Origin of the sequence: Nocardia sp. NPDC049526, from assembly GCF_044465765.1 — a bacterium.
In the GTDB taxonomy this organism is placed as follows: domain Bacteria; phylum Actinomycetota; class Actinomycetes; order Mycobacteriales; family Mycobacteriaceae; genus Nocardia.
The window spans coordinates 40,495-63,558 of record NZ_JBITMA010000026.1 but is presented as its reverse complement, the minus strand read 5'-3'; the positions used below and the strand labels follow the sequence as shown (position 1 = coordinate 63,558).

The following is a 23,064-nucleotide window of genomic DNA, read 5'->3' as shown; positions in this document are numbered from 1 at the left end:
AGAGAAGAGGTGCGGCGCCCGGGCGGACGCCGCACTCTCGGCCGTCAGACCTCGAACCCGCCGGTCGCAGGCTTGTCGAACTGGCGCATGGCCACGACGGCGAGCACCAGCGCCACCGCGGCTGCGATGGCGAACATGTAGAAGGCGCCGACATAGGCCGCCTCGCTCGGCAACTGCGCCATCGGCCCGGTGTCGAGCTTGCGGGCTTCGACGTGCCCCGGCGCGTTGATATGCAGGATGAGCGGATGTGCCGAGAAGATCGCCGCCGTGGCGGCGGCGGCCGCGGCGGTACCGAAACTGTTGAAAGCCCCGTACATTCCGGCGCTGACACCCTGCTGTTCCTGCGGCACCGATTCCACCACCATGTTCGGCAGCGTGCCCAGGAAGGCGCCCGCGCCGATACCAGCGATCATCGCAATCAGGGCCAGCTGCAACGGACTCTCGTGATAGAGCGCGAACAGCACTGACGAGAGGATGAACATGACCGGCGACACGATGTAGGGCCGCCGTAGTCCGAAGCGGGTGGACAACCAGCCGCACAGCGGTGACACGATCACGTACACCACCGTCATCGCCAGCAGGGCCCGCACCGTGAACTGCAGCAGTGTCAGATTGAGCCCCGGCAGCTCTCCCTCGACCGAAAAGTACTGCATCATCATCGACGGGGAGATGTTCATCTGCGTCTGCTGCGACGCCTGCGCCGCCGCTTGCTGGGCCGCACCCTCGACGACCTGCCGCTTGATCGCCTCACCAGCGGCGCCGCCGGGCGTCTCGGCCAGGTAGCTCATCAGATAGCCGAGGCCCTGCATGATGCCCACCGATAGGAATGCCGCCGCCATGATGGTCACGAATCGCGGCGTGCGCAGCAGTTTCGGGTCCATGATCGGTTCGGGCGTGACCAGTTCCCAGCCGTAGAAGACAACCAGCAGGACAACACCACCGATCAGCCAGGCCAGCGCCGGGAAGTGACCCCATCCCCAGACGACTCCTTCGCTGAGGTAGATCAGCACACCGCCGATTCCCGCGCCCAGCAGGACCGCGCCCACCCAGTCGATGCGGCTTTTCACCCGCAGCTTCGTCTCGGGCACGATGATCGCGAGCGGGATGATCGTCACCACGGTCCAGCCGACACAGAACCAGAACAGCGACCGCCAGCTGAAGTGATCGGTCAACAGCCCACCGGCGACCGGACCGAGCACGGCGCCGACCCCGGTACCGCCACCAGCCAGTGCGATGGCCATATTGATGTGCCGCCGCGGCATCAGATCGCGAATCAAGCCGTAGGAGACGAATATCGCCGGGAAAGCTACCGCCTGCAAACCGCGGCCCAGCAACATCAGTGGCCACGATGATGTGACCGCGACCAAGACACTTCCGATCAGAGATGTTCCCAGGCAGGCCAGGATCATCTTCTTCTTGCCGAGGCGATCGGACAGCTTGCCGGCCACTGGGACCAACACACCGCCCACGATCGCATACAGAGTCGACATCCAGGTCAGCTGGCCGGCGCTTTGGTGTGGGAAGTCCGCACCGATGTAGCGCGTGGCCATCGAGACGAATGTGAAGTAGTACGTGCCGACCTCGGTGGCTAAGACGATCGCCAGAATTATCAGGATCACCCGCACTCGCGAAGCGCCTTCGAGTCGTCCAGTGTCGACCTCGTCAGGACGAGCGACATCCACAGACGGTGTTGCCATGGGCTTGCTTCTCCCTTCGTCCGCACCCAGCGCGGACTGCTGTGCTCCCCCGCGTTGTAACGGATCATCATTATCCGAAAATGAGAATCGCATTTACGCAGAATGTGCACATCACATATGTCGATGCAGGTTCGGCATCCAACTCAGTCCACGCCAGAGCATGTAGGGCGACTGAACAACTTGGTGAACGCCTGGGGTCTACATTGGTCCCGTTCTCGGCAAGTCACATCCCACCAGCTCTATCCCACTATTGACTAGACATGTCAACCAGTGCTATCCATAGCCAAACCCATATTTTGGGCAGTCGTCTAGCGTGCCTGGGCGGACCCCGACTTCTCTTCGGAAACAAAACCAGAGGGCTCGCCGAATTGTCATGGACATCAAGCAGTTGACCGCCTTCGTGACAGTCGCCGAGCTGGGCAGTGTGACCAGGGCGGCCGACTCGTTGCATCTGACCCAGTCCTCGGTCACCCGGCAGATCCAGGCGCTGGAGCAGGAACTCGGCGTGGCTTTGTTCGAGCGCACCCGCAACGGCATGACGCTGACCATCGCGGGGCGGGTGATGGCCGAGCGCAGCCGATCCGCCCTGCTCGAGCTCGGCCGGGCACGGGCGGAGATAACGCCGATGCCGACCGCCACCGACACGGTCACCGTGGGACTGCTGGAGAGCATCGCCGAGACGATCGGCCTACCACTGGCGACGACCGTTCTTCACGAACACCCAGGGCTGGACCTGCGTTTGGTCGTCAGCGATTCCGGTCGCTTACAGCGCCGGATGGACGAGGGCGAGCTGGACGTCTCCCTCACCGCGGAGAGCCGGGGCATCACGGCGCAGTCGCCGACACCGTTGGCGACCGAGCAGTTGTGGGCGATCGCTCCGGCGAATGCGCTATTGCGTGCCGATGTGCCGGTTGCGCTGCGCGACGTCGCCGAACATCCGATGGTGCTGCCGCCCCCCGGCAGCGCGTTGCGAGATTTGCTCGACGGCCTGGACGCGCGTTTCCGGGCTGTGGTCACCACCGCTTCGCTGCGGATACAGAAGCAGTTGGTTGTCGGGGGTCGGGGGTGGGCAATCCTACCGCCGATTGCTTTCGCGGAAGAACTTGCGGCGCACTCGATCAGCGCTGCGCCACTGCAAGGTCCGCAACTGCAGCGCCGGATCGTACTGGCTATCGCCCGAACCGCTGGTTCCGCCACGGCGGCGGAGAATGTGGCCCGGCTACTTGCGCGGCTGGTGCGCTCCGAGATCCGCGACGGCCGCTGGCCGTCGGCCCGACTGATCGGCTATCGCGGGGACGACAGCCGCCTCTGCCGTTGACTGTGCCGACATGCGCCGTCATCGACTGTCGCCGACCTCGGACGAACCATCGTGGAGACCGAAAATCGATGCCTGGCAACTTCATTCGTGATAACGGGATGGTGCGACCAGCATTGATCAGGGTACGGCGGTTGGTGGCGAGGAGCTCGAACGGATCGGCATCGGTGATGTCGATCTCGGTGATGTGCCAGCAGCCATCGGGGGCCGAACCTACGGCGGCGAGCACGTCGACGACGCCGGCTCCGATCGGGACCTGAGGCTTCGGCTGCATCGGGTCGTCCAGCCCACCTGGGCCGTCCTTCAGGTGCAGGGCTACCACCCGCGCACCGAGCCGCGCCAGAATCTCGACCGGATCCTGCCCAGCTGACACCGCCCAATAGACGTCGAACTCGGCCACGACGATCGGGTCGAGCAATTCCCACAGAACGTCGAAACCGACGTCGCCGCCGCCTAATTCGGCCCATTCGAAATGATGGTTGTGATAGCCGAGCCGGATACCGTGATCAGCGAGCTGATGCGCGACCTCGTTCATGCGGCCTGCGAAGCTCTCGAGCTCCTCCCTGTTCCCGAACACCTCACCGCCGAACCCCTCGACGAGAAGCGGAATCGCCACGATGACGGTGTCCGTTTCCAGGATGCGGCACACCTCGGCGACGGCATCCTGACTGCCCGCGGGGATGGCTGCGTGCACGCTGCTCACGGCGAGCCCGGCAGCGTCCAGGTCCGCCCGCAAGCCGCGGGCGTTGGCGAGCAGCTGCTTTGTCGGCGTATTCCAGAAGCCGAGCGCAAATGGCTCGACGTACCGGTAACCGATCTGCGCCAGCCGGGCAAGGGTTCCGGGACGATCGGCCGCCAGCGCATCGCGGACGCTGTAGAGCTGCACACTGAGCGTGCCGGACATGGCGGTACTCCCTACTTATCGTGGGGCCGCCGCACCGACCGCGGATACAGCGGAGCCGCACTGAAAATGGTCTATCGCTTCGACAGGCGCGACTCCGTATCGGATCGTCGGCCGATCAGGCAAGCAATGCCGTAATGGTGGGAAGGTCGAGCGTGGTGCGGATGCCGGGCGGGGCTGCGCAGACGAACGGAATCGCGTTGACCGGCCGGTTGGCGGTATAGGCCGGTGAGATCTCGTTCATCTGCGTCAGCGGGAACGGGAAGCGCATTTCGATGTCCAACGGCGCGTCTCCGTCGACTCGCACACGCCACCCGGTAGGGCGAAGATCCCAGGCGGCGTCGATGTCGGTGGTGCAGTACCAGTTGGCGCGAAACCGCAGCAGCGCGGTCCCTTTGTGCTGCCCCGAGATCGTGATTCGTTGCGCAGCAACCGTTCCCGCCTCCAGCGTGCCCGCAACGATCTCCGTCCGGCGGTGGGCGAGGGCGACCTCGGCGGTGGCGTCGACGGTATCCAGCGGCAGACCGATGGCGTCGGCGACCAGCTGCAGCGACGGCCCGAATGCGTGGCGCAGATTGTCCGCCCGCCTGGTGTCGAACTGCGCGGGCGGCCTGCCGAACCCCATGATCTCGAACGGGATCGCGGGTGAATCCCGTTGCGACATATCGGCGTATTCCTCGATCGTGAGGTTACGCAGCTCGCGCTGAATCGAGGACAGCACCAGCGGAACCGCCTCGGTGATGAAGCCGGGACTGCTTCCGGTGCTGTGTATCGAAGTGTTGCCGGCCTGGCAGGCGGACTCGACCCGCGCGCGGACGGCCGGATCCATGCTTGCCGGACGGTGGAATTCGCCGCAGGTGGTGACGATATTGGCCCCCGATTCCAGCAACCGGCACACGGTATCGATATCACAGCGCAGCGGCATGTAGAGCACACAATCGGCGCCGAGGGCGAGGATCTGATCGAGGCTGCCGGTAGCCGTGACACCGGTGGCGCCCAGCCCACACAACTCCCCCGCGTCGCGGCCGACCTTGTCAGCCGAGTAGGCGTAGACACCGGCCAGGGCCAGGTTCGGATGCTCTATCACCGCCCGCAGCGCCCGTGCTCCGACATCGCCGGTAGCCCATTGGACTACCCGACAGGAAGAAGTGGTGGGCGAGTCGATGACAGTGTGGGACGACGAAACCGATTTCATGCCTGCCTCGTTCGGTCGGTCTTCCTCGACGAGCTGGGGCGGTGGGTCCGCATGAAGCAGCGTGGTTCGCGCGCACGACGAGAATGACAATCTCATATTTTGGTAACAGTATTACCACAGGTCAGCACTAGGTGGCCGAGTTTTCCGCGTCGCCGAGGCTCGAGGGTTTCAGGTCACGGCCGACTCCGATCGAAAGCCCCAGCGCTACCGGACCTTGTGCTCAGCCTCGTACCCCGATGTCAGCCAGTACACCGCGCGGTCGACGGCAGGCACGATCGCGGTTACATCGATCTCGCCGCACGCGAAGCGCCCCAGGAGGCCGTAGACCAGACTCGACAGAATCGTCTCGAGATCCTGCACGAAATCGCCGTCCACGTCGGCCAACACCGCCATGGCGGCGGGAACGACAGCGTCGAACCCGCGTCGGATCAGCTTCTCGCCACCCGGTGTGGAGCGGGCCCGGAAATAGGCGGCAAGCAGGGCAGGGTGGCGTTCCCACGGCTCAAAGATGCTACGTAACACCCGCATCAAGCCGACATAGAGACTCTCGTCGGCACCGGAGACCTGCGCATCCAGACCGGCGTACCGGTTCTCCTCCATCCATAAGTCCAGTGCCGCCAGGATCAGGTCATCCCGGGTGTCATACAGCTTGTAAATCTTGGTCAGCGACACCCGGGCACGCCGTGCGACCTCGCGCAACAGCAATGACTCGTACCCCTCGATCTCCAGCAGTTCCACGACCGCCCGCCGGATCCGGTCGCTCGCCTGCCCCGACACCTCTCCCGACTCCACACCTTCCCGCGCGATCAAATTCGATTCCTTCCCGCACACCAGATAGCGTGCTACTCTCCCATAGTGGTAATGGCATTACCACAGATCAATGCATACTTTTGCATTTCATGATAACCGTGTTCTCGCCCGACTCGGCCGTGGCGGCACGGATCTGCTCGGCATCGAAGTGAGGATCAAATGGGTTCGTTAGATGGCAAAGTCGCCTTCATCACCGGTGTAGCGCGCGGGCAGGGCCGAAGTCACGCCGTGCGATTGGCTACCGAAGGTGCCGACATCATCGGTGTGGACATTTGTGCCGACATCCCCTCCAACCCGTACCCGTTGGCGACGCGCGAGGAGCTCGACGAGACCGTCGCACTCGTGGAGGCCAAGGGTCGCCGCATGCTCGGCTCGGTCGCCGACGTACGTGACTTTCATCAGATACGTGCCGCCTTGGACTCCGGTGTCGCCGAATTGGGCCGCCTCGACATCGTTTGCGCCAACGCCGGGATCGCTCCGACATCGTTCGACGAGGTTCCGATCGAGACCGAACTCGAAATGTGGAACGCCGTGATCGGTGTCAATCTCTCCGGTGTTTTCCATGTGACTCGCGCCGCGATCCCTCACCTGATCGCCGGTCAGCGTGGGGGCGTCATCACCTTGACCAGTTCCACCGCCGGTCTGGTCGGCCTCGGCGGCATGGAGGGTGGTGGCCTCGGCTATGCGGCCGCCAAGTCCGGCCTTGTCGGCATCATGCGGGTACTGGCGAATGTTCTTGCACCGCATAGCATTCGGGTCAACACCGTGCACCCGACCGCGGTGAACACCATGATGGCCATCAATCCGGCGATGATGGAGTGGGTGCAGAACCATCCCGAATCCGGGGGTCCGCACCTGATGAACCCCATGCCGGTCGCGATGCTCGAACCGGAGGACATCAGCGCGGCGATCGCCTTCCTGGCCTCCGACGAAGCCAAGTACATCACCGGCGTGGCACTGCCCGTCGACGCCGGCTTCTGCAACAAGCTGTGAGCAGCGCTGAGATGACCGAAAGTACGCAACTCACCGGACGCGTAGCCGGCAAGCGGGTGCTGATCACCGGCGCAGCTCGCGGCATGGGCCGCAGCCATGCGGTCCGGCTGGCCGAAGAGGGCGCCGAACTGATCCTGATAGATGTCTGCGGACCGCTGCCGGAGATCGAGTACCCACTGTCCGCGCCGACGGACCTGGCGGAGACGGCTCGCCTGGTCGACAAGCACCACCGCCGCGCAATCACCAAGACTGTCGACATCCGCGACGCCGCGGCACTGGCGGCGGCCGTCGCGGATGGCGTAGCGCAGTTGGGCGGCCTGGACGCCGTCGTGGCCAATGCCGGTGTACTGACCGCGGGCACCTGGGACACGACGACACCCGAACAGTGGCGGACCGTAGTCGATGTCAACCTCATCGGCACGTGGAACACCTGCGCCGCAGCGCTCCCGCATCTCGTCGAGCGCGGCGGCAGCATCGTCAACATCAGCTCGGCGGCCGCTCTCAAGGGCACGCCGCTGCACATTCCTTACACCGCCTCGAAGCTCGGCGTCGTCGGGATGAGCAAGGCCCTCGCCAATGAGCTTGCGGCACAGAATGTTCGTGTCAACACCGTGCATCCGACCGGAGTCCCGACCGGAATGATCCCGGAGTCACTGTTCAAGCTGCTCACCGAAGCGCGGCCAGATCTGGCTCCGCTGTTCGGCAACGCACTCCCCGTCCCGATGGTCGAGGCCGTCGACATCAGCAATGCCGTGCTGTACCTGGTCTCCGACGAGGCCCGCTACGTCACCGGCATGGAGTTCAAAGTCGACGCCGGCGTCACCCTCAAGTAGCACTCCGCTCCGCCCCGCGAGCGCGATCGCCGCAGCGACCGGAGCACCGACACAGAAGGCACCCAATTCATGACAACAGACACGGTAGGTACCGCGGACCTGGCCCGCTCGGAACGCGGCAAGCGCGAGTTCGCCGGGGTAATGACGTTCCCGGCTCCGGACGATTCGAGCCCGACCATCGCAAATGGCTTGGTCGACTTCGTGTTCGCCGAGATCTGGACCCGTCCCGGCCTGACCCGGCGGGAACGGCGATTCATCACCCTGTCCTGCGTCGCCGACGCCGACGCCGAGCAGCCGATCGTCGACCACGTCTACGCGGCGCTGAACAGCGGTGACATCACCATCACCGAAATACGCGAAGCGGTCCTGCATTTCGCGGTCTACGCTGGCTGGCCCAAGGCCTCACGGTTCAACATGATCGTCGACCAGCAGTGGGAACGTATCAATCGTGAACGCGGACAGGAGGTTCCGCCCCAGGAACCGCTGCTGCCACTGATCACTGCCAGCGACCCGGAGGCCCGGCTAGCGGGCGGCGAACAGGCGTTCATGGATGTCAACTGCGTGCCCTACTTCCCGGACCGGGACAACCCGTACCAGGGAGCGGGAATTCTCAACTTCGTCTTCGGCGAAATGTGGGTGCGGCCGGGTCTGGGCATGAAAGAGCGGCGCCTGATCACCGTCGCCTGCGTGGCATTCCAGGACGCGCCCTACCCGATCATGTCCCACGTCTACGCCGCCCTGAAGAGCCGCGACCTCTCCTTCGCCGAAATGGATGAATTCGCATTGCATTTCGCCGCCTATTCCGGCTGGCCGAAGGCTTCTCACCTCAACCAAGTGATCGCCGAACAGAAGCCGCGGGTGCTGGAGGAATGGCGCGCGGAAGACGGAAAGAAGCCACAGGAGTAGCCATGTCCACCAATACCGACACTCTCGCGCAACCCGACCGGCCTCTGCTGGGTGGGTTGGTCATCGGCGGGGACCGGGTCACCCGGTCCTCCGGAGGTACCCACGAGCACATCTATCCGGCAACCGGCCGGCCCAATGCGACCGTCCATCTGGCCGGCCCCGCGGAGATGGACCAAGCGGTCGACTCCGGGTGGGAGGCGCACCGGGAATGGATGTCGTTCACCGCCGACCACCGCCGAGATCTGCTCATCGATCTGGCGGACGCGGTCGGGCAGGGCATGGCCGACTTCTCGCGGCTCAACGTGCAGGACTACGCGGTACCGGTGTCGCTGGCCATCAATACCGTGCTGCTCGAACGTTTTCTTCGCCATTTCGCCGGATATGTCGACAAACCGCACGGCCTCAGCACGCCGGTGGCCGGCTCCCTCGACCTCAACCTGATCGAGCGCGAACCCTATGGTGTGGTCGGTGTAATCGCGCCGTGGAACGGCTCCATGGTCGTGGCCGCATCGTGTGTGGCGCCGGCGCTGGCCGCTGGCAATGCCGTCGTGTTGAAGCCATCGGTACTGGCACCCTTCGCCGCACTGCGGTTCGGTGAGCTGTGTGCGGAGGTCGGGCTGCCTGCCGGGCTGGTCAACGTGGTGCCCGCGCGGGCCGAGGGAGGCGACGCCCTCGTGCGGCACCCCGGCATTCGCAAGATCCATTTCACCGGTGGCGGCGACACTGCTCGCAAAATCCTGGCGAGTGCGGCGGTCAATCTGACGCCGGTGGTGGCCGAACTGGGCGGCAAGTCGGCCAACCTTGTCTTCGAGGACGCGAACCTGGATGCGGCGGCGCAGCTGGCGGCGTACCAGGGGCCGATTGTGCAGTCGGGGCAGAGCTGCGCCTGCGCGAGCCGCGTCCTCGTGCACGAGTCCGTCTACGATGCATTCCTGGAGAAGTTCGTCGCAGTTGTCGAGGCCGCGAAGATCGGCGATCCATTCGATCCGACCGTCACGTTCGGGCCTGTGATCAGCGCGGGGGACGCCGAGCGGATCCTCGGTGCGATCGACCAGGCGGTTACCGACAAATCCGGAGAGCTGATCACCGGCGGCAAACGAATCGGCGGCGATCTGGCCGAGGGCTACTACATCCAGCCCACGGTGTTCGGCAACGTCGACAACTCCTCGGCGCTGGCGCAGATCGAGACCTTCGGCCCGGTTGTGTCGGTGATCAAGTTCGCCGACGAGGCGGAGGCGATCCGGATCGCCAACGATTCGCCGTACGGGTTGAACGCCTTCATCCAGACCACCAACCTCACCCGGGCCCACCGGGTTGCACGGCGGTTGGAGGCAGGTTCGGTCTGGATCAACCAGATCAGCGACATCTCGCCACAGGGACCTTACGGCGGCTACAAGCAGAGCGGCTACGGCCGCACCGGCGGCCTCGATGGCCTGTACGAATTCCTGCAGGTGAAAAACATCCGGATCGGGATGAACTGAGTACGACATCAGCGGAATACCGACGACGCGGGTCCGGTGACCGAACGGTTCACTGGACCCGCGCGACGCTCGTCCGGATACCCCGGCAGTCGAGCCAATCCAGACGTTTGACAAACACCTCGCTGCGAGTACGTTCGTATCCGAACCATCTAGTTCGTTGTGTTCCGGTTCGAGGCTGATCGCCGAACGGTTCAGAACACCCGAACGCTTCCACCGAGCATGCGTCGCTGGCGGACACCACTGCCGAGCAAGGAGTCGACATGACTGGACAAACCGTTCTGATCACCGGTTCTACCGATGGTCTCGGGCGGCATCTGGCCGCACGTTTGGGGCGGTCCGGAGCGCGGATCCTCGTGCACGGTCGCGACAAGGATCGGGCGGAGCAGGTACGCGAGGAGATCCTGGCGGGCGGCGGGCGGGAACCGGAGGTCCTGCTTGCGGATCTGGCCTCGCTACGAGAAGTGGACCAGTTGGCCGAGCAGGTTCGGCGCCGGACCGACCGCCTCGACGTGCTGATCAACAACGCCGGCCTGGGATTCGGCGCACCGGGTGCACCGCGACAGGTCAGCGCCGATGGCGTCGAATTGCGTTTCGCGGTCAATTACCTGGCGGTGTATCGCCTCACTCGGCAACTGCAGCCGCTGCTCATCGCCTCGGCGCCGTCGCGAGTGGTCAATGTCGCCTCGATCGGGCAACAGGCACTCGACCTCGACGACCTCAATTTCGAACGCGACTACGACGGGATTGCGGCCTATCGGCGTGCCAAGCTCGCCGAAATCATGTTCACCTTCGATTTAGCCGAGGAACTGCGCTCGTCCGGCGTTTCGGTCACGGCCGTGCATCCGGCCACCTACATGGACACGTCGATGGTGGCCGAGTTCGGCGGATCACCGCTGAGCACCGTCGAAGAGGGCGGGGATGCCGTGTTGCACCTGGTCGACGACGATGTTCCCACTGGCACGTACTTCAACGGCAAAGCCGAATCCCGTGCCGACGACCAAGCCTACGATCCGGCGGTCCGTGCAGCGCTGCGCCAGCGGTCGGACGAGCTGATCGCTGCGGCCGTCGGTTAGCCCCTTCCACGCGTCGCTTCACCCGTAGGCGTCCGACGCCGATGTGCAACGATGGCGCGATCATCGATCCGCCAGCAGCACATCGGCGAGCTCGGTAAGCAGTTCCTTCGCCCGGCGAGCCGCGCCCGGGTCGCCCAGTGCGGCCACCAAGGCATCGTCGATACGCGGGGCGGTTCGTCGTGCGATGGCCTTGAACAGGACATCGGTTGGATAGACAAGGGTGCGCCGCCGGTCGGCCGGGTCGATGTCGGTGGCCAGCAGCGCATCGTCGACCAGCCGCGCGACACAGTCGGAGACATGGCCCTGGGAGAATCCGATCCGTTCGGTGATCTCGCCGACCGAACTGCCCGGATTGTCGATCACATCGGCCAGCACGGCGATCTCCCCCTCCGGGGGAAGTTCGTCAGCGGATTCGAGACCGGCCTGGCGCGCGAGCTCGATCAGATATCTACCCAGTCGGTGCAGCCGTCTCCCGTCCATGGGAGCAGCATACGGCACCGGATATCCATTGGTGCCGATATATTATCGGATATGCATCGGTGCCGATACTATTTTCGAAATCGCATCAACACCTCGGATGTTCGACTATGGTGCCCCGATAACTGCGTTACCAAGTAGGTGACAAGCATTACCGTAGGTAGGTGCTATATGGGCTATGTGACTCACGTTCGTCGGCCCCGCCCGATCCGACAACGGTGGCGCGCCACTGTCGTCGTGCTGTCGGTGGTGCTGGCAAGTCTGTCCGGGCAACCGGCGTGGTCGGAACCATCGGCCGCAAGCGTGGTGACCGTGGATCCATCCGATCAGCTGCATATCAAGGCCGACGTGAGGGAGTTACCGGTGCCCCCGACGGCACCGTCCACCGATGCGGGCTCGTGCACGGAGGCGGTCAATCCGCACAACACCGGCTGCGTCAGCCCCGCCTGGGGGGCGCTGGGCGCGGTGGGTACCTACTATCCGTCGAGTGATTACGCGCTGGTGGGCGCGGTCCTCGCCGGCGCACCGGCATCAGGGCCCGCCAGCAGTTTCAACGGCCCGCAGATGCTGCTGGTGCGCACCGACGGCGAGACGTTCCCCACCGGGGACGGCTGGAAGTGCCTGACCTGCGGTGTGTCCTACCCGGCGAGTTGGAGCGACAACAACAATTTCACGTATGCGATCAACAGTTTTCATGACGGCAAGCGCGCCCTGGCAGGCTCGGCCATCATCGACTGCGGCCAATACGAGTTCTCCGACGACGAATGCACACCGGCGCAACTGCATGCCTATCCGCTGTATTGGGACGATGGCACCGGCAAACCCGGCACGCTGCGGGAACCGCGCCTGAATCCGGACGACAAGCACATCGGATTCAGCTACATACCACCGTCGAAGGAAGTACTCGCAGAGTATGCATTCGCGGGCACACTGAGATTCGATCAGGCGAACGGCCGCTACGACATCGACGACGTGCGGACCATGGACAACCCGGATCCCAAGTTCCAGCCGTACATGGTCGATGGCAACCAGCTGAAGTTCAACCCCGCCGGAATGATCGGCGAGTTCCGGGGCTGGACCGCCGACGGCACATCCGCCCTCGGCATCGAGAGCTACGAGTCCGGCAGCGTCGACCTGTGGGCGACCGACAACGCCACCGGAAAGTCGAGGCCACTCACCCGGCACGCGATGTACACCGACCCGAACTCCGGGTCGCCCGACGGCAGGTACCTCCTGTCCGAGCAGGTGATCGGTTCCGGCCGACTGGACTTCATCTCCGGTCTGCGGGGTATTCCGCCGCTCACCGACCAGCTGCCGACCACCGGACACATCTCCGGCATTCGCAACAACGGGCAGCGCCGGTTCTTCCTGCCATATCTGGTCGACGCCGACACCGGACGCAGTATGCACATCGACACCCCTGCCGAACCGAACTGGAATGCCGCCGCCGACCCCGCCTGGCTGGCCGACAGCACCGCAGCGGTATGGGCGGAGAACCTGGTGACAACACCGGCCTGTGGTGGCGGCAACCCGCTGCCGTGCCCGACATCCAACGAGCCGGGCGGGCGCCACAGCCGGGTGATGATCACCCGTTTCGACGGGCTCCGGCCGACCCCACCGCCCACTGTGGCGTCGGCACCGGATGTGGTGTGGGGTTTGCCGTACCACCCCGGCGACACGCTACCCGCATTCCCGCACCTGCCCGGCGGGACCTACACGCTCGATGGCGAGAAGGGCGGCCAGGCGAAGGTGGTGATCACCGAGGACTCGTCGAAGGCACTGATCTCGAAGATCGACGTCACCTACACCGATTTCCACAACGACCCCGACGCCACGATCAACGGCACCGAGAGCGTGGAACGCGGGACCGACGCCCAGATCTCCGCGATCACCTGGCACGAGAATCTGAAGGTGTCCGGCAAACAGCAGGGAACCAAGGTCACCAGTGAACCCGGCGGATTCACCCTGTCACCGGCAGTGCTGGAAAACAACTTCCAAACAACGGGCACTATGACAACCACTATCGATGGGACGACCTACACTCAGCCGGCCAACGGGGCATAGCCGAAGCCCGAACGAATCTCCGGCGACGGACGTATATTCCGCCGCCGGAGATATCAATATCGGGCGAATTACAGCCGGCGGTTGCGATTCGCAATCGTCAGATTGGTTGCGCCTTCGAAAAGCAGCGCGCAGCACGCAGGTGTGAAACTCCGCCGACAAAGCTTCGGTGAGTCCCTTGTCACAGTTGGCAAATCTACTTACGGTGTATCTGTAGCGATCGAACGTAGAGTCCCGAGATCCGATGGCACACCCTTTCGATAGCTGTCCGATAAATCCGAACGGATGGCGACACATATCGAATGCCTGACGAATTCAGCATTTGCCGTACTGTCGACCGAACACATGTAATCGGATATCGCACTCCCCCGATCGGCTACCGAGCGATGTCGCTTCCGAAGACCGTCGATGAAACGGTGCGGGACGACGCCGCTCCTGAATCGGCACGGCATCAGGGCCGTGACGATCACCGCTTTGCTCGACGAGATGGAAACACCGATGGCTGCTCGACCCGTTGATCTCACTTCCCACAAAGCCAGGCGAGTGCACCCGCTCGCCCGCGCGGCAGCAGAGGCCCGCAACCATCGTCAGCGATATCAGCTGGTGGTGGTCGCGCCAGGAATTGCCGAAGTCGTCCGACATGCCGGCGGCTGGCTCTTCGATCGAGTAATGGCTGGATGGGATGTCACCGCGATGATCGCGGATCACACGGACACCCGGCCGCTCGACATTCTCGGTGTGCAGGTCGTCGGCCTCGACCAGGCATTGGGGTCGAGGGTGCGAAGCCCACTGCCGCAGACCATTGCCATCGATGCCGAGCTATATGCCGCGGATGCCCGAGTCCGCGACGGGATGCTCGATGTCTTCGACCATATGCTGATCGATGAAGTGACCCTCTGGGGTGATGGGTGTCCCAGCGAGATCGACCGTCGGGTCGCCCCCGTCCAGCACCGGCTCAGCATGGCCGCGCGGGCGTTCAAGCTACGCGCCCTCTCGGCCGTCGCCGCCGCGGTGGATACGGCCGAGCCGACCGAGCGATTTCGCAGCTGTGCCCTCAATCCCGGAGGCGATGGTTTCGGCGATCTCGTTCCGGCCGCACGGTAGCCGGACTGCCGGAACCAGCCCCGGTGCCGAGGAGGACGTACCGCACGCGGATGAATCCGTTATCTCTCAGCGGAGCTTGTCCATCAGAGCAAGCGTGGTCTCGGCCGTCGTGAGTACCACGCCGTTCGGTGCTTCGGCTCGCACAGCGAGATCGGTCACCAATCCGACGTCCTTGCGCAGCAGTTCGGCGGCATAGATTGCCAGCTGCTGAAGGCTTCCGCCCAGTGGCGCGATCGTGCTCAGCGCAACGCTGTTTCCGCTGCCATGGGCGATGACCTCACCGAGCCGCGTGGGGTCGACACCGAGTCCGCGTCCGAGGTCGAACGTCGTGGCCGCGGTGGCTAGGTTCGCCGTGAAGAGCAGATTGTTGAGCAGCTTGGCGACCTGTCCAGCGCCCAAGTCACCAAGATGGACGACATGCCCAGCGTAGGTGTCGAACACTGGTCGACAACGCTCGACCACCTCGGTCTCGCCGCCGGCCATCACCAGCAATCTGCGCTCGGCGGCGGCCTGCCCGCCCCCGCTCACGGGTGCATCAACCACCGAAATACCCTGGGCAGCAGCTTTTTTCGCCAACTCACGGCAGGTGTCGGGATGTACGGTGCTATGTATCGCGAGTACGCCGCCACTCGCCAATCCGGCCAATACCCCCGCTACACCGTCTGCGACCTCGACCACATCAGCGTCGCCGACCACACACACGCACACCAGATCGCTGGCCGCGGCGAGTTCGGCGGGAGACTCCGCCACCGTCGCGCCGGTGTCCGCGAATGCCGCCAGCGTCTCTGGTCTGCGCGCCCACAGCGTGGTCCGGTAGCCTGCCTCGATGATGCGGCGTGCCATGGGGCCGCCCTGGCTGCCGAGTCCGATAAAACCTATGCGCATGGTCAGTCCCTTCAGGTGAATTCGAGATTCTCGCGATGCGCCGTGCGGTCGCGGATTACTTCAGCAGCATGCCGGCGTCGACCGGCAGGGCCACACCGGTGATGAACCTGGCCTCGTCCGAGACCAGGAACAGTGCCGCGTTGGCGATGTCTTCGGCGTCGACCCAAGGGGTCGGCAGCACGTGCATGGTCTGCGATGCCGGAGCGAAGTCCTCCTTGGTCGGGTTCTCCAGGTCGGGCCGAAACATCCGGAAGGTCTCGTCGTTGAGCAGCAACGGTGTGCTGACCTGGGTCGGGCAGATCGCATTGACGCGAATACTCTTGTCGCCCAGCTCTATTGCCAGCGTTCGCATCACGCCGATGACGCCGTGTTTGGCGGCGATGTAGTGCCCGATGTTCGGGTGCGCGCGCAGACCACCGCTGGAGCTGGTGATCACGATGGAACCGCCGCGACCACCCGCGACGAGATGCGGGATGCCTGCCTTTGCAGTGAGCCAGACCCCGGTCAGGTTGACGTCGATCATGTCGCGCCAGACCTTCTCGTTCATCCGATCGAGCCGCTTGCCTTCGCTGCCCAGGCCTGCGTTCGCCACCACGATGTCGAGCCGTCCGAACTGCGCGACGCCCTCGTCGACGACCGCTTTCATCGCGTCGTAGTCGCGCACGTCCACCTCGGCGGCGATGATACGTCGGCCGAGCGCCTTCACCTGGTCGACAGTCTCGGCCAGGTCCGCCGGCGTCGACATCGGAATCTTGACGCCATCGAGCTGCTTACAGACGTCCACGCAGATGATGTCGGCGCCCTCCTGAGCGAGGCGCACCGCGTGGGCACGACCCTGCCCGCGGGCGGCACCGGTGATGAAAGCGACCTTGCCCTCAACTCTTCCAGCCATCTGTCTTACCTTTCATGTTGGCGTCGCCGCAGCAACAGCACAATGCTCAGCGCCAGCAGCAGTGCTGCCGCCGGTGGACCGAAACGCTTCAGGCGGGCCATGCCGGCCGCTTCGAGCAGGTCGATGGGTTCGGCCACTACGCGCGGTGCGGCAGCCGAACCCATCACCTCGGTGTCGACCGCATTGCCGTCGTCTTCCGAATCGGATTTCAGTGCAACGACTTCCGCCGAAGCCGAGCCCTTGGCGGCGGTGATCTCCTGTGCGAGGTTCGCGGCGAACTGGCCGATGAGCGTGCCGGCCACCTCGGCCAGGGTGCCGCGACCGAACTGCGCGGGCTTGCCGGTGATAGCCAGGTCGGTGTCTACGACAACGTCGGTAGCACCATCGGTTTCCACCAGTCGACATGTGATGACAGCCTGTGCGGTGCCGTTGCCACGAGCTTCTCGCCCGCCACCCTCGAGTACGGCGACCTTGGTTGCCTCGTCGGTCGATCGGAGCTTGATGACGCCGGTGTAGGTCAGACCGACGGGGCCGAGTTTGACTTTGATCTTGCCGGTATAGCCGTCGCCGTCCTTACCCGTGAGCATGGCCCCGGGCACACAGGGCGCGATCCGCTCGATGTCGAGCAGCACATTCCACGCGTCCGACACCGGGACGGGGATGCTGAAGGTGTTCTCGAGCTTCATGCGGGGTCCTTCACAATGCTGCTCTTTTCCGCCGCCGCCCGGACGGCCTTGATGATTCCCTGGTATCCCGTGCAGCGGCACAGGTTTCCGGATATGGCCGCGCGAATCTCCTCGTCCGTAGGGTGCGGGTTATCGCGCAGAAATGCGGTGGCGGTTACGACGAAACCCGGTGTGCAGAAACCACATTGCAGGCCGTGGTGCTCCCGCATCGCGGCTTGCACGGGCGACAGCCCACCGTCGGCCGCGGCCATCCCCTCCACGGTCGTGACCTCGGCCCCGTCGGCCTGTACAGCGAATACCAGACAGGCCCGCACCGCGTCCCCATCCAGCAGTACCGTGCAGGCCCCGCAAACTCCGTGCTCGCAGCCGAGGTGGGTGCCGGTCAACCCGCAGTCGATCCGCAGAAAATCGGCGAGGGTACGCCGCGGCGGCACCACCTTGCGTCGTGTAATCCCGTTGACGCGTGCCTGAATTTCGACGTCAGTCATCACTAGCCTCCTCGACCGCGCGCCGCCACGCACGCGCCACCATGGCCGCACCGACGCGGCGGCGATAACCGGCCGATCCATGCAGATCGGATGGCACCGAACCCAGCCCCGACACTGCGGTATGTCCTACGTCCCCGGGGTCCACCTCGCTTGCGGCCCGCCCGATCAGCTCGACTTCGGCTGCACCCGCTCGTACCGCCGTCGGTCCGAGCCCGAACAATCCGATGGCGCACCGGTCGATGCGCGAATCCGCATCCAGGCGCACCGAGACCGTGGCGCCCGCGATAGCGAAATCGCCACTGCGACGGGCGAATTCCTCGATCGCGAAACCGCACCGCCCCTGCCGTACCGGAAACACGATGCCGGTCAGCAGTTCGTCTTCGGCGAGCCCGGTGCTCCACATCCCGGTGAAGAACTCGGCTACGGCGATCGTCCGCCGTCCGCGCGGTGACAGCGCTTCGAGCTCCGCATCGAGTGTCAGCGCCACCGCCGGATATTCGGCCGCCGCATCGGCATGGGCGATCGATCCACCGATGGTGCCACGGTTGCGGATCTGGAAATGGCCGATCAGCGGGGTAGCGCGCGACAACAGCGGGACGGATCCGCGGACTTCCGGGGACTTGCCGACCGCGGAATGCGTTGTCCCGGCACCGATCCACACCGAATCATCGCGACTGTCGATGCCACGCAATTCCTCCAGGCGGCGCAAGTCGACGAGGTGGTCGAAGACCGCGAGGCGCAGGATGAGCATCGGCATCAGGCTCTGCCCACCGGCGATCGCCTTGGCTCCGTCGCCGAGTTCGGCCAAGAGTTCGACCGCCTCCTGCGCAGTGGCCGGGGCGTGGTACTCGAATGCTGCCGGCTTCACGCCGTCACCGCCCGGGCATCGGCCGCATCGATCAGCGCGAGGATCGCAGCGGGAGTCAGCGGCAGCCGGGAGATTTCCACGCCGAACGGGGTCAGCGCATCGGCGACCGCGTTGACCACGGCCGGAGAAGAGCCGATCGCGCCGCCCTCCCCGACCCCCTTGTAGCCGCCGGGCCCCGGTCCCGGTGTTTCGATGTGACCGAGCTCGATGACGGGCACCTCCGTGGCCGTCGGAATCAAGTAATCCATGAAAGTGGTCGCGACCGGATTTCCGATCTCGTCGTAGGCGAGATTCTCGTAGAGCGCGCCACCGATGCCCTGCACCGTGCCGCCGTAGATCTGTCCCTCCACCACACTGGGGTTGATCATGGGGCCGCAGTCCTCGCTGACGATGTAGCGCAACAGTGTGACCTCGCCGGTCTCGATATCGACCTCGCACGTGCACAGGTGGGTCGCGTTGGCCCAGATCATCGGGCTCTGTGCGCGATAGCGCCCGCTACATTCCAATCCCGCAGGCACGCCCGGCGGCAGCGCATCAGTCTGAAAGTAGGCAATCGCGCAGATCTCGGGCAACGACAAATCGGCATCGGGCGCCCCGCGCACCGTGGCCCGCCCGTGCGTGAACTCCACCTCGTCGACCGCCACACCCAAGCGATGGGCTGCGATGGCCAGAATTCGTTCCCGCAGTACCGATGCTGTCTCGGCGATCGCCCCTGCCACCATCGAACCGGAACGGCTGCCGCCGGTGCCGGCGCCGAACGGTGTCACAGCCGTATCGCCCTGGATGGTGTGGACATCGGCGATGTCCACACCGAGCGCATCGGCGGTCAGCTGAATCGCGGTGGTCTCCAGGCTGTTTCCCGAGGATCCACCGGCGAGATATACGTTGACCTTGCCCGAGGGCTCGATGCGGATCGTCGCGCCTTCGGTACCGTGGTACGGGGTCGACGCTGCGGTCGGCTCCACATATGTGCATGTGCCGACGCCGAGGAAGCGGCGGTGCGCGCGGGCCAGTTCCTGCTCACGGCGGAAGGCCGGATAGTCGAGTATCCCGAGCGCCTGCTCGAACGTCTCCAGCGGCGTGATGTCGCTGTACCGCATGCCGTTCGGGTTCAGCAGCGGCAAGTCCTCGCGGCGCAACATGTTCCGGCGGCGCAACTCAGCCGGGTCGATGCCCAACCGCCGTGCAGCGGTGTCGAGCAACACCTCCCGCGCCATCGATTCGAACTGCCACGGCCCGCGATAGGCCACTCGCCCAACAGTGTTGGAGTACAGCATCTTCATGGTGAACGTCGCAGCGGGCACCCGATACGGCCCGGGGAACAGCATCCCGACAACCGCGGCGGCCGTCATCGGCGACGGCACAGGATACGCCCCGACGTTCTGCACGTAGTCGAGAGAGGCGGCCAGAATCGTGCCGTCCCGGCCGAAGGCCATGCGAGCCTCGCCATGGTCCTGGCGTGCGAGCCCCGCCGAGATCAGGTGTTCCTGCCGGTCCTCGATCCACTTCAGCGCAACCGGCACTTTCGTCGCCGCCAGCATGACACAGATGTCCTCCCGCTGAACCACCACCTTCTGACCGAAGCCACCTCCGGTGTCGCGCACAATGACTCGCACCCGATGCTCGTCGACACCGAGTAGCCGGGCGCAGAATCCGCGCACCTCGTGCGGCGCCTGGGTCGAGGTCCAGATCGTCATCTCACCGGCCGATGCCGACCACTCCGCGACCACTCCGCGGGTCTCCATCGGCACTGGCGTATAGGCCTGCTGAAAGATGGTTTGCCGCACCACATTCGGTGCGGCATCGAACAGCGGCGCCACCTCTTCGGCCGGCCGACCGGCCAGCTGTCCCGCGATGTTCCGCGGAAAACGGGCGTGGACGAGGGCCTGCGAACCTTCCGCCGTCGTGTAGTCGACCACGGCGGGCAACGGCTCGTAGTCGACGACGACCAACTCCGCCGCGTCCTCGGCGATATATCGGTCGGAGGCGACAACCAGCGCGACCGGATCCCCGACGAACCGCACCTCGTCCTCGGCCAGCGGCGGCCAATTCGACGTCGGCACGTGCGCCCCATCGATCCGGTACGACTGATCGTGCACGCCGAGATTGAGGTCCGCCGCCAGAAAGACGGCGTAAACCCCGTCGAGCGCAACGGCTTCCGCGGTATCAATTCCGGCGATCCGGGCGCGGGGCAACGGGCTGCGCACAAAGCAGGCGTGCAGCATGCCCGGCCGCGACACATCATCGACGAATGATCCGGCGCCGGTCAGCAGCCGCAGATCCTCGATCCGGGAGACACGCGTACCGGCATAGGTATCAGCCCTCGTTTGTGCGGCACTCACTGCTCACCCTTTTCCTCGGTGTGCCGTGCGATCGACCAACACCTAGTGCTCGACTGCCCCCGATTCCTCGGTTCGTGCATTTGGGCCTCCATGTGCGCCGGATGGCATCGTGCGACTTCGATGTGGACAGCTGTTTTCGCAGCTCTATCACTGCTTGCTCGCGGATGACGGTTGTGCTGGTCGACCGAATCGGGCGACCGGAATCCGTCATTTGCGACGGTCCGGCGGGCGCGCCGTCCGGTACCGATATCGTGCTGTACAACTGTCTAGCATCGGGCTCGAATGCCTGTCAATATGTATGTATGTCGGATTTGAGAATGATATTCTCGCGATACAGCTCGAGAGGTTGATCATGCGCGAATTGTCGGCACAGCTACTGCGATGGCATGCGCAGCAAGCCTCGTACGCGGTCGCCACGGCTGTCGACGTAACCGGAAGCGCGCCACGGCTGCCCGGCGCGACCATGGCCGTGAACGATGAGGGTGCCGTCATGGGCAGCATCTCGGGTGGCTGTGTGGAAGCGGCCGTTTACGACCTCTGCGGGCAGGTTCTGCGATCGGGCATGCCGGCGTGGGAGACGTTCGGCTACAGCGATTCCGACGCCTTCGCGGTCGGACTCACCTGCGGTGGCGAGGTGCAGGTTTTCGTCCATCGAGTCACCCCGCAGGAGTACCCGGCCATCGAAGCCGTCGTGCGTGCCGAGCATCCGATAGCTCTGGTCCGCGATCTGAGAACCGGCGAGATCAGCGCCATCGGACTACGAGAAACTGCCGGTGCGAAGTTCGAACCGACGGTGGTACAGCAGGCTTTGGGGATGCTCGACGCCGCCGCATCCGGCGTACAGGTAATCGGATGCGACGATGACCAACGCACGGTATTCATCCAGTCGTTCGGCTCGCAACCACGTCTGATCGTCTGCGGGGCAACCGATTTCAGTGCCGCGCTATGTCAGATCGGGCGATTGCTGGGTTACCGTGTCACCGTTTGCGATGCTCGATCGGTGTTCACCACGAAGGAGCGGTTCCCCGACGCCGACGAGGTGGTAGTGGACTGGCCGCATCGGTATCTCGGCCGCGCCCAGGTTGATTCGCGGACAGCAGTATGCGTGCTGACCCACGATCCGAAGTTCGATATTCCGGTCTTGCAGCTGGCTTTGCGGCTACCGATCGGTTACGTCGGTGCGATGGGCTCACGCCGCGCCGATGCAGATCGCCGTTCCCGTTTGCGAGCAGCAGGTCTCACTGAGTTCGAGCTGCGTCGTCTGCACTCACCGATCGGCTTGGAACTGGGCGGACGGACTCCCGAGGAGATCGCGGTGGCGATCGCCGCGGAGATCGTCGCCGTGCGGCGTGGTGGGTCGACCCGGTCGTTGTCCGCGACGAACCGGCCTATTCACGCCGTGTCGGATGCACAGCCGTCGTCGGCCTGATCGGAAGCGTCGACCTGATCGGCGGCGACCGCCGGTGGCTCCAAGATGTCAAGGTAGTGTTCGACCAGAGCGAGCATCTCGTCATGGCCCATGCTGAATCCGAAGTTGGCTTCCGTCACCATGATTCGCGGCAGGCCGGAGAGCAGCATCGACAGCGTCACCGGGGTGATCTGCTCGGGGGCGATCCGACGCTCCCGCAGGATGAATGTGAAAGCGGTGACCTGGATTTCCCGGTACCGCCGAGCATAAGCCATCAGCTCGGTACGAATCGGCTTGCGATGGTTGGCCAGCGCGATGAACTCCTGCATCAGCGCGTTGCCGCGCGGATCCCGGGACAGCTCCCACAGGGCATGCAGCGGCCGGTCCGATGTCAGCGCTTGCATTTGGCGTTCGAAGTTGGCCTCGGTTCCTTCGCTGAAGACCGCGAGAAACAAATCCTCCATGGTCGGGAAGTAGTAGTGCACCAACGCCGGCTTGACACCCGCCTCGGCGGCCACCCGACGGGTCGTCGCGGCCGCGTAACCCTCCTCGGTCATGACCCGGGCAGTAGCGTCCAGAAGAGTGTGCCGCGTCGCCGAGTCCTTCGCGCCTCGCCTGCGGGTGGACATGACCGCGAGGCTATCACTGG

The 23,064-nt window shown here is 64.6% G+C and carries 20 protein-coding genes and 1 pseudogene; 9 read left to right on the top strand and 12 right to left on the bottom strand.

Annotation, left to right across the window (positions count from 1 at the left end):
- Window positions 1-44: 44 nt before the first annotated feature.
- Window positions 45-1,697 carry an MFS transporter gene (locus ACIBW7_RS41490; protein WP_397056356.1) on the bottom strand — a complete coding sequence of 551 codons (1,653 nt, stop codon included), beginning with the start codon at window positions 1,695-1,697 and terminating at the stop codon, window positions 45-47.
- 373 nt (window positions 1,698-2,070) lie between these two features.
- On the opposite strand from ACIBW7_RS41490, the gene ACIBW7_RS41485 reads away from it, so the two are divergent.
- Window positions 2,071-3,015, top strand: coding sequence for a LysR family transcriptional regulator (locus tag ACIBW7_RS41485; protein WP_397056354.1), 945 nt, complete (start codon window positions 2,071-2,073; stop codon window positions 3,013-3,015).
- 238 nt (window positions 3,016-3,253) lie between these two features.
- Here ACIBW7_RS41485 and ACIBW7_RS41480 read toward each other — a convergent pair.
- The 3 genes and pseudogenes from ACIBW7_RS41480 to ACIBW7_RS41470 form a co-directional block, all read right to left on the bottom strand.
- Window positions 3,254-3,916: pseudogene (locus ACIBW7_RS41480) on the bottom strand (sugar phosphate isomerase/epimerase family protein); the annotation flags it as partial.
- A gap of 115 nt (window positions 3,917-4,031) precedes the next feature.
- The gene (locus tag ACIBW7_RS41475; protein ID WP_397056352.1) at window positions 4,032-5,108 is read right to left on the bottom strand and encodes a dihydrodipicolinate reductase; all 1,077 of its coding nucleotides are present in this window, start codon (window positions 5,106-5,108) and stop codon (window positions 4,032-4,034) included.
- A 204-nt stretch (window positions 5,109-5,312) separates the two neighbouring features.
- Window positions 5,313-5,915, bottom strand: a complete 603-nt coding sequence (locus ACIBW7_RS41470) for a TetR/AcrR family transcriptional regulator (protein WP_397056388.1) — start codon at window positions 5,913-5,915, stop codon at window positions 5,313-5,315.
- A gap of 162 nt (window positions 5,916-6,077) precedes the next feature.
- Here ACIBW7_RS41470 and ACIBW7_RS41465 point away from each other — a divergent pair, with 162 nt between their 5' ends.
- The 5 genes from ACIBW7_RS41465 to ACIBW7_RS41445 all read left to right on the top strand — a co-directional run bounded on the left by ACIBW7_RS41465 (window position 6,078) and on the right by ACIBW7_RS41445 (window position 11,204).
- Complete coding sequence (locus ACIBW7_RS41465) at window positions 6,078-6,911, top strand: mycofactocin-coupled SDR family oxidoreductase (RefSeq protein ID WP_327099078.1); 834 nt, start codon at window positions 6,078-6,080, stop codon at window positions 6,909-6,911.
- 11 nt (window positions 6,912-6,922) lie between these two features.
- Entirely contained in the window at window positions 6,923-7,744 is an 822-nt protein-coding gene (locus tag ACIBW7_RS41460) for a mycofactocin-coupled SDR family oxidoreductase (protein WP_397056349.1), read from the top strand.
- Window positions 7,745-7,813: 69 nt separating this feature from the next.
- Entirely contained in the window at window positions 7,814-8,650 is an 837-nt protein-coding gene (locus ACIBW7_RS41455) for a carboxymuconolactone decarboxylase family protein (protein ID WP_397056347.1), read from the top strand.
- Window positions 8,651-8,652: 2 nt separating this feature from the next.
- Window positions 8,653-10,131 carry an aldehyde dehydrogenase family protein gene (locus tag ACIBW7_RS41450; RefSeq protein ID WP_397056345.1) on the top strand — a complete coding sequence of 493 codons (1,479 nt, stop codon included), beginning with the start codon at window positions 8,653-8,655 and terminating at the stop codon, window positions 10,129-10,131.
- Window positions 10,132-10,391: 260 nt separating this feature from the next.
- On the top strand, window positions 10,392-11,204 hold the full coding sequence (locus ACIBW7_RS41445; RefSeq protein ID WP_397056343.1) for an SDR family NAD(P)-dependent oxidoreductase: 813 nt from the start codon (window positions 10,392-10,394) through the stop codon (window positions 11,202-11,204).
- Window positions 11,205-11,264: 60 nt separating this feature from the next.
- On the opposite strand, the gene ACIBW7_RS41440 is transcribed toward ACIBW7_RS41445, so the two are convergent.
- On the bottom strand, window positions 11,265-11,684 hold the full coding sequence (locus tag ACIBW7_RS41440; RefSeq protein WP_397056341.1) for a MarR family transcriptional regulator: 420 nt from the start codon (window positions 11,682-11,684) through the stop codon (window positions 11,265-11,267).
- A gap of 168 nt (window positions 11,685-11,852) precedes the next feature.
- Between ACIBW7_RS41440 and ACIBW7_RS41435 the strand changes: the two genes are divergently transcribed.
- Both ACIBW7_RS41435 and ACIBW7_RS41430 read left to right on the top strand, forming a co-directional pair.
- On the top strand, window positions 11,853-13,745 hold the full coding sequence (locus ACIBW7_RS41435) for a hypothetical protein (protein ID WP_397056339.1): 1,893 nt from the start codon (window positions 11,853-11,855) through the stop codon (window positions 13,743-13,745).
- A gap of 618 nt (window positions 13,746-14,363) precedes the next feature.
- Window positions 14,364-14,846, top strand: a complete 483-nt coding sequence (locus ACIBW7_RS41430; protein ID WP_397056386.1) for a hypothetical protein — start codon at window positions 14,364-14,366, stop codon at window positions 14,844-14,846.
- Window positions 14,847-14,912: 66 nt separating this feature from the next.
- Here ACIBW7_RS41430 and ACIBW7_RS41425 read toward each other — a convergent pair whose 3' ends face one another.
- The 6 genes from ACIBW7_RS41425 to ACIBW7_RS41400 are packed head-to-tail and all read right to left on the bottom strand — an operon-like array spanning window position 14,913 to window position 21,007.
- Window positions 14,913-15,731 carry an NAD(P)-dependent oxidoreductase gene (locus tag ACIBW7_RS41425; protein ID WP_397056337.1) on the bottom strand — a complete coding sequence of 273 codons (819 nt, stop codon included), beginning with the start codon at window positions 15,729-15,731 and terminating at the stop codon, window positions 14,913-14,915.
- 55 nt (window positions 15,732-15,786) lie between these two features.
- On the bottom strand, window positions 15,787-16,623 hold the full coding sequence (locus tag ACIBW7_RS41420; protein ID WP_397056335.1) for a mycofactocin-coupled SDR family oxidoreductase: 837 nt from the start codon (window positions 16,621-16,623) through the stop codon (window positions 15,787-15,789).
- A gap of 5 nt (window positions 16,624-16,628) precedes the next feature.
- Window positions 16,629-17,309: an SRPBCC family protein gene (locus ACIBW7_RS41415; RefSeq protein ID WP_397056333.1), complete on the bottom strand. Its 681-nt coding sequence runs from the start codon at window positions 17,307-17,309 to the stop codon at window positions 16,629-16,631.
- Window positions 17,306-17,797, bottom strand: coding sequence for a (2Fe-2S)-binding protein (locus ACIBW7_RS41410; protein WP_397056331.1), 492 nt, complete (start codon window positions 17,795-17,797; stop codon window positions 17,306-17,308). The genes ACIBW7_RS41415 and ACIBW7_RS41410 overlap by 4 nt, the downstream gene beginning before the upstream one ends.
- Window positions 17,790-18,665, bottom strand: a complete 876-nt coding sequence (locus tag ACIBW7_RS41405; protein ID WP_397056329.1) for an FAD binding domain-containing protein — start codon at window positions 18,663-18,665, stop codon at window positions 17,790-17,792. The genes ACIBW7_RS41410 and ACIBW7_RS41405 overlap by 8 nt, the downstream gene beginning before the upstream one ends.
- Window positions 18,662-21,007, bottom strand: coding sequence for a xanthine dehydrogenase family protein molybdopterin-binding subunit (locus ACIBW7_RS41400; protein ID WP_397056327.1), 2,346 nt, complete (start codon window positions 21,005-21,007; stop codon window positions 18,662-18,664). The genes ACIBW7_RS41405 and ACIBW7_RS41400 overlap by 4 nt, the downstream gene beginning before the upstream one ends.
- 352 nt (window positions 21,008-21,359) lie before the next feature.
- Between ACIBW7_RS41400 and ACIBW7_RS41395 the strand changes: the two genes are divergently transcribed.
- Window positions 21,360-22,436, top strand: a complete 1,077-nt coding sequence (locus ACIBW7_RS41395; protein WP_397056325.1) for an XdhC family protein — start codon at window positions 21,360-21,362, stop codon at window positions 22,434-22,436.
- On the opposite strand, the gene ACIBW7_RS41390 is transcribed toward ACIBW7_RS41395, so the two are convergent.
- Window positions 22,400-23,044 carry a TetR family transcriptional regulator gene (locus ACIBW7_RS41390; protein WP_397056323.1) on the bottom strand — a complete coding sequence of 215 codons (645 nt, stop codon included), beginning with the start codon at window positions 23,042-23,044 and terminating at the stop codon, window positions 22,400-22,402. The genes ACIBW7_RS41395 and ACIBW7_RS41390 overlap by 37 nt on opposite strands.
- Window positions 23,045-23,064: the final 20 nt, after the last annotated feature.

Coding starts and splice junctions, on each gene's coding strand:
- ACIBW7_RS41425 (WP_397056337.1), bottom strand. CDS start 15,731: ATGCGCATAGGTTTTATCGGACTCGGCAGCCAGGGCGGCCCCATGGCA.
- ACIBW7_RS41435 (WP_397056339.1), top strand. CDS start 11,853: ATGGGCTATGTGACTCACGTTCGTCGGCCCCGCCCGATCCGACAACGG.
- ACIBW7_RS41460 (WP_397056349.1), top strand. CDS start 6,923: ATGACCGAAAGTACGCAACTCACCGGACGCGTAGCCGGCAAGCGGGTG.
- ACIBW7_RS41455 (WP_397056347.1), top strand. CDS start 7,814: ATGACAACAGACACGGTAGGTACCGCGGACCTGGCCCGCTCGGAACGC.
- ACIBW7_RS41475 (WP_397056352.1), bottom strand. CDS start 5,108: ATGAAATCGGTTTCGTCGTCCCACACTGTCATCGACTCGCCCACCACT.
- ACIBW7_RS41445 (WP_397056343.1), top strand. CDS start 10,392: ATGACTGGACAAACCGTTCTGATCACCGGTTCTACCGATGGTCTCGGG.
- ACIBW7_RS41490 (WP_397056356.1), bottom strand. CDS start 1,697: ATGGCAACACCGTCTGTGGATGTCGCTCGTCCTGACGAGGTCGACACT.
- ACIBW7_RS41440 (WP_397056341.1), bottom strand. CDS start 11,684: ATGGACGGGAGACGGCTGCACCGACTGGGTAGATATCTGATCGAGCTC.
- ACIBW7_RS41450 (WP_397056345.1), top strand. CDS start 8,653: ATGTCCACCAATACCGACACTCTCGCGCAACCCGACCGGCCTCTGCTG.
- ACIBW7_RS41465 (WP_327099078.1), top strand. CDS start 6,078: ATGGGTTCGTTAGATGGCAAAGTCGCCTTCATCACCGGTGTAGCGCGC.
- ACIBW7_RS41485 (WP_397056354.1), top strand. CDS start 2,071: ATGGACATCAAGCAGTTGACCGCCTTCGTGACAGTCGCCGAGCTGGGC.
- ACIBW7_RS41395 (WP_397056325.1), top strand. CDS start 21,360: ATGCGCGAATTGTCGGCACAGCTACTGCGATGGCATGCGCAGCAAGCC.
- ACIBW7_RS41420 (WP_397056335.1), bottom strand. CDS start 16,623: ATGGCTGGAAGAGTTGAGGGCAAGGTCGCTTTCATCACCGGTGCCGCC.
- ACIBW7_RS41390 (WP_397056323.1), bottom strand. CDS start 23,044: ATGTCCACCCGCAGGCGAGGCGCGAAGGACTCGGCGACGCGGCACACT.
- ACIBW7_RS41410 (WP_397056331.1), bottom strand. CDS start 17,797: ATGACTGACGTCGAAATTCAGGCACGCGTCAACGGGATTACACGACGC.
- ACIBW7_RS41415 (WP_397056333.1), bottom strand. CDS start 17,309: ATGAAGCTCGAGAACACCTTCAGCATCCCCGTCCCGGTGTCGGACGCG.